Raw genomic sequence first — 7,227 nt, forward strand, 5'->3', positions numbered from 1 at the left:
ACCGGGACCGCGAAAACGCCGCCGGCGAGCGGCGGCGTTCCGGTGGAAGAGCGTGGTCAGCGGCTCTGGATGCCCTCACGCAGCTGCCGGAACAGCACCGCCGAGTCGGCCACCGACCGGCCCGGGAACATCCCCATCACCACGCTGCCGTGGTCGGCCCAGCCGCAGACCGCGAATTCGCCGCCGTCGCCGCTGGTCGTACCGCACTTCATCACGCCGCCGAGGCGTCCGGCGTCCACCTTGCGCAGGGCGGTGACCTTGCCGGTCTCGTCGGCCATCAACCCGAAGAGGCTGTCCAGGTCGCGCTCCGGCTGCCACAGCAGGGTCGTACCGCCGAAGACGAGCACCGCCCGCTTCGCGTCCGCCGGGTCGCTGTAGACCGTGCCGAAGCTGCGGTCCAGGTCGATGTCCGCGGCGAAACCGTCCCGCAGGTAGTCGGCGGTGGTGCGGGCGCGGTCGCTGTCGTCCCGGGTCAGCCCGGCGAGCTTCGCCGGCGGGTTCAGCGAGGTGTCCTTCTCCGCCAGGATCCGCCAGCCGCCGACGCCCAGCGCGCCGAGGCCCGCCAGGCCGACGGCCAGGGCAGCGCCGAGGACGATCCGGCGCCGACGCGAGGCCGGACGGTCCGCGCCGGGCTCCAGGGCCGGGTCGCGGCGGCTCAGCTGGATCGGCTCGTCGGTCAGGTCGACGGGCTCGGACCCCGGGTCGACCGGCCGCTCGGTGAGATGCGCGTCGGACATGTCCGCCACCGTACGCGAACAGGAGGTGGCGCACGTCGGGTCTCCGAAAGCGCTCCGTAGACTTTCAGGGTGACCGAGAGACTGGATGCCCGACGCCCCGACGCCCCGACCCTTGCCGGCCAGTACCAGCCCGGCGAGGTAGAGCAGCGACGGTACGAGCAGTGGGTAGCCGCCGGCCACTTCCGGGCGTCGGCGGAGAGCGACAAGCCCCCCTTCACCATCGTCATCCCGCCGCCGAACGTGACCGGCTCGCTGCACATGGGCCACGCGTTCGAGCACACCCTGATGGACGCGCTGAGCCGGCGTAAGCGGATGCAGGGCTACGAGGCGCTCTGGCTGCCCGGCATGGACCACGCCGGCATCGCCACCCAGAACCTGGTCGAGCGGCAGCTCGCTGGCGAAGGCCTGTCCCGGCACGACCTGGGCCGGGAGAAGTTCGTCGAGCGGGTCTGGCAGTGGAAGGCCGAGTCCGGCGGCGCGATCCTGGGCCAGATGCGGCGCCTCGGCGACGCGGTCGACTGGGACCGCGAGCGCTTCACCATGGACGAGGGCCTGTCCCACGCCGTCCAGACCATGTTCAAGAAGCTCTTCGACGACGGCCTGATCTACCGGGCCAACCGGATCATCAACTGGTGCCCGCGCTGCCTGACCGCGCTGTCCGACATCGAGGTGGAGCACACCGACGACGAGGGTGAGCTGATCTCGATCCGCTACAGCGACGAGGTCGTGGTGGCCACCACCCGGGCCGAGACGATGCTCGGTGACACCGCGGTCGCGGTGCACCCGGACGACGAGCGGTACCAGCATCTGATCGGCACCAAGGTGGCGCTGCCGCTGACCGGCCGGCGGATCCCGATCGTGGCCGACGCGCACGTCGACCCGAGCTTCGGCACCGGCATGGTCAAGGTGACCCCCGCGCACGACCCGAACGACTTCGAGATCGGCCAACGGCACGACCTGCCGTCGCTGACGATCATGGACGAGCGGGGCATCATCACCGCGCCGGGCCCCTTCGAGGGACTCGACCGGTACGAGGCCCGGCCGGCGATCGTCGCCGCGCTGCGCGAGCAGGGCCTGATCGTCGCCGAGAAGCGGCCGTACGTGCACGCGGTGGGGCACTGCTCCCGGTGCAAGACCACGGTCGAACCGCGGCTGTCGCTGCAGTGGTTCGTCAACACCGCCCCGCTGGCCAAGGCCGCCGGCGACGCGGTCCGGGACGGCCGGGTCAAGATCGAGCCGGCCGAACTGGCCAAGCGCTACTTCGCCTGGGTCGACAACATGCACGACTGGTGCATCTCCCGGCAGCTCTGGTGGGGCCACCGCATCCCGGTCTGGTACGGCCCGAACGGCGAGATCGTCTGCGTCGGCCCCGACGAGCAGCCGCCGACCGGCGAGGGCTGGCGGCAGGACGAGGACGTGCTGGACACCTGGTTCTCCAGCGGGCTCTGGCCGTTCTCCACGCTGGGCTGGCCCGAGCGGACCCCGGACCTGGCGAAGTTCTACCCGACCAGTGTGCTGGTCACCGGCTACGACATCCTCTTCTTCTGGGTCGCCCGGATGATGATGTTCGGCCTGTACGCGATGGACGGCGTGCAGCCGTTCGACGTGGTCGCCCTGCACGGCATGGTCCGGGACGAGCACGGCAAGAAGATGTCGAAGTCGTTCGGGAACGTGGTGGACCCGCTGGACTGGATCGACCGGTTCGGCGCCGACGCGACCCGGTTCACCCTGGCTCGGGGCGCCAACCCCGGTCAGGACGTGCCGGTCAGCGAGGAGTGGTGCCAGGGCTCCCGCAACTTCTGCAACAAGCTGTGGAACGCCACCCGGTTCGCGCTGATGAACGGCGCGCACACCGACGGGCCGCTGCCCGAGGCCCGGTCGACCGTCGACCGGTGGATCCTGTCCCGGCTGGCGCACGTCACCGCCGAGGTGGACGAGCAGTTCGAGGCGTACGAGTTCGCCAAGGTCTGCGACCTGCTCTACCACTTCGCCTGGGACGACGTCTGCGACTGGTACGTGGAGCTGAGCAAGCCGGTGCTCGCCGAGGGCGGGCCGGCGGCCGAGGCCACCCGCCGGGTGCTCGGGCACGTGCTGGACCAGTTGCTGCGCCTGCTGCACCCGGTCGTGCCGTTCGTCACCGAGGAGCTGTGGACCGCGCTCACCGGCAGCGAGACGGTGATGAAGGCGGCCTGGCCGGTGGCCGACCGTACCCTCGTCGACGACGCCGCGGAGGGCGAGGTCGGCACCCTGCAGCGGGTGGTGACCGAGATCCGGCGGTTCCGCTCCGACCAGGGCCTGCGCCCGACCCAGCGGGTGGCGGCCCGACTCGACGGCCTCGCCGGCGCGGGCATCGCCGCGCACGAGCCGCTGATCCGCTCGCTGGTCCGTCTCGACGCGGCCGGTGGCGACTTCCAGGCCAGCGCCACCCTCGCCATGCCGGGTGAGGTGAGCGTCGCGCTGGACACCCGGGGCTCGATCGACATCGCCGCCGAGCGGGCCCGGCTCACCAAGGACCGGGCGGCCGCCGAGAAGGAGGCCGCGCAGGCGCGGGCGAAGCTGGACAACCCGGCGTTCGTCGGCAAGGCGCCCGAGCCCGTGGTCGCCAAGATCAGGGAGCGGCTCGCGGTGGCCGAGGCCGATCTGGTCCGCATCGACGCCGCCCTGGAGGCGCTGCCCTCGTGACCGACCGTACCGAATTCGCCGAGGTGGAGGCCGCGCTCAACGCGCGCGGCTTCACCCGCATGCACTTCGAGCTGGAGAAGATCGAGAGTCTGCTCGACCTGCTCGGCAGCCCGCAGCGGGCGTACCCGTCGATCCACCTGACCGGGACGAACGGCAAGACCTCCACGGCCCGGATGATCGACTCGCTGCTGCGGGCGTTCGGGCTGCACACCGGCCGCTACACCAGCCCGCACCTGGAGACCGTCCGGGAGCGGATCAGCCTGGACGGCGAGCCGGTCAGCGAGGAGCGGTTCGTCGCCACGTACCGGGAGGTGGCGCCGCTGGCCGAGCTGGTCGACCAGCGGTCCGCCGAGCCGCTGACCTACTTCGACCTGACCACCGCGCTGGCGTTCGCCACGTTCGCCGACGCGCCGGTCGACGTCGCCGTGGTGGAGGTGGGCCTCGGCGGCGCCGAGGACGCGACCAACGTGATCCAGGCCGGGGTGGCGGTGCTCACCCCGATCGGGCTCGACCACACCGAGTGGCTCGGCGACACCGTCGAGGACATCGCGCTGCACAAGGCGGGCATCATCCACAAGGGCGCCACGGTGATCGCGGCGGCGCAGGAGGAGGAGGCCGCCCGGCCGATCCTGGAGCGCTGCGCCGAGGTCGGCGCCACCATCGCCCGCGAGGGCGCCGAGTTCGGGGTGCTGCGCCGGTCGGTCGCCGTCGGCGGCCAGGTGCTCACCATCCAGGGCCTGGGCGGGGTGTACGAGGAGATCTTCATCCCGCTGCACGGCGCCCACCAGGCGCAGAACGCGGCCGTGGCGCTCGCCGCCGTGGAGGCGTTCCTCGGCGCGGGGGCGCGGCGGCAGCTGGACATCGAGGCGGTCCGGGAGGGCTTCGCCGCGGCCACCTCGCCGGGGCGGCTGGAGAAGGTGCGTACCGCGCCGACGATCCTGCTCGACGGCGCGCACAACCCGCACGGGATGACCGCCACGGTCACCGCGCTCCGAGAGGAGTTCGCGTTCAGCAAGCTGGTCGGCGTGCTCGCCGTGCTCGGCGACAAGGACGCGGCCAGCCTGCTGGAGCTGCTGGAGCCGGTGCTCGACTCGATCGTGGTCACCGAGAACAGCTCGCCCCGGGCGATGCCCGTCGACGAACTGGCCGCGCTGGCCCGCGAGGTCTTCGGGCCGGAACGGGTGCAGGTCGCCGAGGAGATGCCGGACGCCATCGAGGCGGCCGTCGCCGAGGCCGAGTCCGAGGTGCCCGGCGAGCTGGCCGGGGTCGGGGTGCTGATCACCGGATCGGTGGTGACCGTGGCCGACGCCCGCCGGCTGCTCAAGCGATGAGCGGCCCGGCGGAACAGCGGCCCGACGCGGCGGAGGTGTCCGGCGCGGTGGACCCGACCGGCCCGGCGGACCGGCCCGACGCGGCGGACCGGCCGGCCGGCGGGCCGGCGGGCGCACCGCGGACCGGGCCCGAGGGCCCGGCCGGGCCGGGGGAGCGGCGGTCGGGGCTGCGCAATCCGGAGCGGGCGGTCCGGGGGCTCGGCGCGGGCAGCCTCGCGTTGGAGGCGCTGGTGCTGCTGCTGGCCATCCAGCCGATCCGGCTGGTCGGCGGCCACCTCAGCGGCGCGGCCATCGGTGCGATCGTGGCGCTGGCGGTCGCCTGCGTGCTGCTGGCCGGGCAGATGAAGCGGCCGTGGGCCTGGCACGCGGGCACCGTCCTGCAGGGCCTGTTGTTGCTCTCCGGGCTGCTGCACTGGTCGCTGTTCGTGCTGGGCGTCATGTTCGGCCTGGTGTGGGCGTACGCGCTGCACGTGCGGCGGGTCATCCTCGGGTGACCGGGGCCTGCCGCTGAATGCACGTCAGGCGTCGGCGAGGGTGCGCCACTGGGTGAGCGCGACGCCGTGCCCGTCCGGGTCCTTGAAGGCCGCCGCCCACACCTCCAGCTTGGTGCCCCGGTTCACCACCCGGGGGGCGTAGGTGAACCGGACGCCCGAGTCGCGCAGCCGCCGGTACGCCGCCTGGATGTCGTCGACCTCGAGGTTGACATGGACCAGCCGGCGGCTGATCGGGGCGGCCCCGGCCACCTGGCGCAGCACCAGGCGGGTCGGCCCGGAGGCGAGGACGGCGTTGCCGGCGCCCCGGTCCATCTCCTCGAAGCCCAGGTCCCGGTAGAAGTCGAGGGACCGGCCCAGGTCGGTGACGAGCAGGGTGATCCCGACGCCGCTGATCGGGCTGGCGGCCACGTCGGCGGCTTCGTCGCCGGCCGGTCCGAAGATGGCCTCGTCCAGCTCCTCCGGCGTGGGTGACGGCTCGGCGGCCTCGTCCAGCGGGACGTCGATCGAGTCGACCGGCACGGTGTCGAACCGTTCCTCGGCGGGCGGGCGCGGGGCCGGTGCCCGGCGGGGCAGCGGGCCGGCGGTCATCGGCTCGACCACCTCGCCCTCCAGCACCTTGGGGCCGCCGGGACGCTGGTGCACCACGACCGGCTCGCGCTCCTCGGGGCGGCCGCCGACGTCGTCGAGGAGCGGGTCCGGCGCGGGCGGGAAGTCCTCCCGGAAGTCGTCCTCCGGGGCCCGGTCGGCCCACGGCGGGGCCTCCTGCGCGATCAGGATCTCCTCGACCGGGTCCGGGCCGGCGTACTCGGGCGGGAGGTCGGCGACCGCGGCGGCGCTCTCGGCGTGGGTGGGCACCTCGTCCCAGAGGACGCGGACGTGCCGCTGGTCGTCGAGGGCGACCCGGACCGGCAGGGCCTGGCCCAGCGACGGCCACTTGGCGACCGGGACCCGGGGCTCGATGATCTTCTTGGACCGGGGCGGCAGCCCGGGCGCGTCGATCACCAGCTGCAGCTCGCAGCGGCCGAACGCGTACTGCGTGGGCGGCTCGGAGGCGCTGTGCACGTGGCCCAGCCCGACCACCCAGGTGCGCCCGCCGCCGCGTACGGTGGCCAGGGCGATCGCCAGCACGAGCAGCGCCACGCCGAGGGCCACGATCGCCCAGCTCGTCATCCCCAGCCCGAACAGGGTGATGAAGGTCGCCACGGTGCCCAGCACCGCGCCGATCAGCTTGCGCACCGGCGCGACCGGTCGGTTCCCGCCATTCGCCACAGTGGACCTCCCAGGGGTTCCAGGGCCAGGCTAGGCCGGATCGGCGACCGAGGGAAAGAGCGGCCGCCGACCTGGCGCCGGGACCGGGTCGCTACGCTGACCGTACCCAGCCCGACCCGCTTCCGCGCACAGGAGGAACCCAGCGTGTCCAGCAGCCCGGACGAGCGCACGCTCGTACTGATCAAGCCCGACGCGGTTCGCCGCGGCCTGATCGGCGAGATCATCTCCCGTTTCGAGCGCAAGGGCCTGCGGATCGACGCCATGGAGACGCGGACGCTCGACGGCGACTTCGCCGACCAGCACTACGCCGAGCACGTGGACAAGGCGTTCTACCCGCCGCTGAAGGCGTTCATGACCGGCGGCCCGCTGGTGGCGCTGGTGCTCTCCGGCGACCAGGTGATCGAGGTGGTCCGCGGGATGATCGGCAGCACCGACGGCCGCAAGGCCGCCGCCGGCACCATCCGGGGCGACCTGTCCCTCTCCAACCGCGAGAACCTGGTACACGCCTCCGACTCGGTCGACAGCGCCAAGCGCGAGATCGCGCTCTGGTTCCCCGAGCTGGGCTGACCTCGTCGCGCACGGCCCCGGCCCTCACCGTGGGACCGGGGCCGTGTCGCGTGCTCAGCGGGTGAGGCGGGTCAGCTTGTCGGGGTTGCCGACCAGGTAGAGGCCGGGGGGCGCGGCGAGCCGGAGGGGGGCGGGGGTGGGTAGAGG

The 7,227-nt window shown here is 73.1% G+C and carries 6 protein-coding genes; 4 read left to right on the plus strand and 2 right to left on the minus strand.

The annotated features are described in order from the left end of the window. Nucleotides 1–56 precede the first annotated feature (56 nt). The gene (locus tag ONA70_RS33315; protein ID WP_265010455.1) at nucleotides 57–737 is read right to left on the minus strand and encodes a hypothetical protein; all 681 of its coding nucleotides are present in this window, start codon (nucleotides 735–737) and stop codon (nucleotides 57–59) included. 69 nt (nucleotides 738–806) lie between these two features. Here ONA70_RS33315 and ONA70_RS33320 point away from each other — a divergent pair, with 69 nt between their 5' ends. The 3 genes from ONA70_RS33320 to ONA70_RS33330 are packed head-to-tail and all read left to right on the plus strand — an operon-like array spanning nucleotide 807 to nucleotide 5,244. Next, nucleotides 807–3,419: a valine--tRNA ligase gene (locus ONA70_RS33320; protein WP_265010456.1), complete on the plus strand. Its 2,613-nt coding sequence runs from the start codon at nucleotides 807–809 to the stop codon at nucleotides 3,417–3,419. Next, entirely contained in the window at nucleotides 3,416–4,750 is a 1,335-nt protein-coding gene (locus ONA70_RS33325; RefSeq protein ID WP_265010457.1) for a bifunctional folylpolyglutamate synthase/dihydrofolate synthase, read from the plus strand. Before ONA70_RS33320 ends, ONA70_RS33325 begins: the two co-directional genes overlap by 4 nt. After that, complete coding sequence (locus ONA70_RS33330) at nucleotides 4,747–5,244, plus strand: DUF4233 domain-containing protein (protein WP_265010458.1); 498 nt, start codon at nucleotides 4,747–4,749, stop codon at nucleotides 5,242–5,244. The genes ONA70_RS33325 and ONA70_RS33330 overlap by 4 nt, the downstream gene beginning before the upstream one ends. A gap of 24 nt (nucleotides 5,245–5,268) precedes the next feature. Here the strand turns inward: ONA70_RS33330 and ONA70_RS33335 are convergent, their stop codons facing one another. After that, nucleotides 5,269–6,513: a VOC family protein gene (locus ONA70_RS33335; protein WP_265010459.1), complete on the minus strand. Its 1,245-nt coding sequence runs from the start codon at nucleotides 6,511–6,513 to the stop codon at nucleotides 5,269–5,271. 144 nt (nucleotides 6,514–6,657) lie between these two features. Here ONA70_RS33335 and ndk point away from each other — a divergent pair, with 144 nt between their 5' ends. Next, a complete protein-coding gene (gene ndk, locus ONA70_RS33340) occupies nucleotides 6,658–7,080 on the plus strand; it encodes a nucleoside-diphosphate kinase (protein WP_265010460.1) in 423 nt (140 codons plus the stop codon). The last annotated feature ends 147 nt before the right edge of the window (nucleotides 7,081–7,227 follow it).

The organism is Micromonospora yasonensis, assembly GCF_026013475.1.
In the GTDB taxonomy this organism is placed as follows: Bacteria; Actinomycetota; Actinomycetes; order Mycobacteriales; family Micromonosporaceae; genus Micromonospora; species Micromonospora yasonensis.

Coding starts and splice junctions, on each gene's coding strand:
- ONA70_RS33315 (WP_265010455.1), bottom strand. CDS start 737: ATGTCCGACGCGCATCTCACCGAGCGGCCGGTCGACCCGGGGTCCGAG.
- ONA70_RS33330 (WP_265010458.1), top strand. CDS start 4,747: ATGAGCGGCCCGGCGGAACAGCGGCCCGACGCGGCGGAGGTGTCCGGC.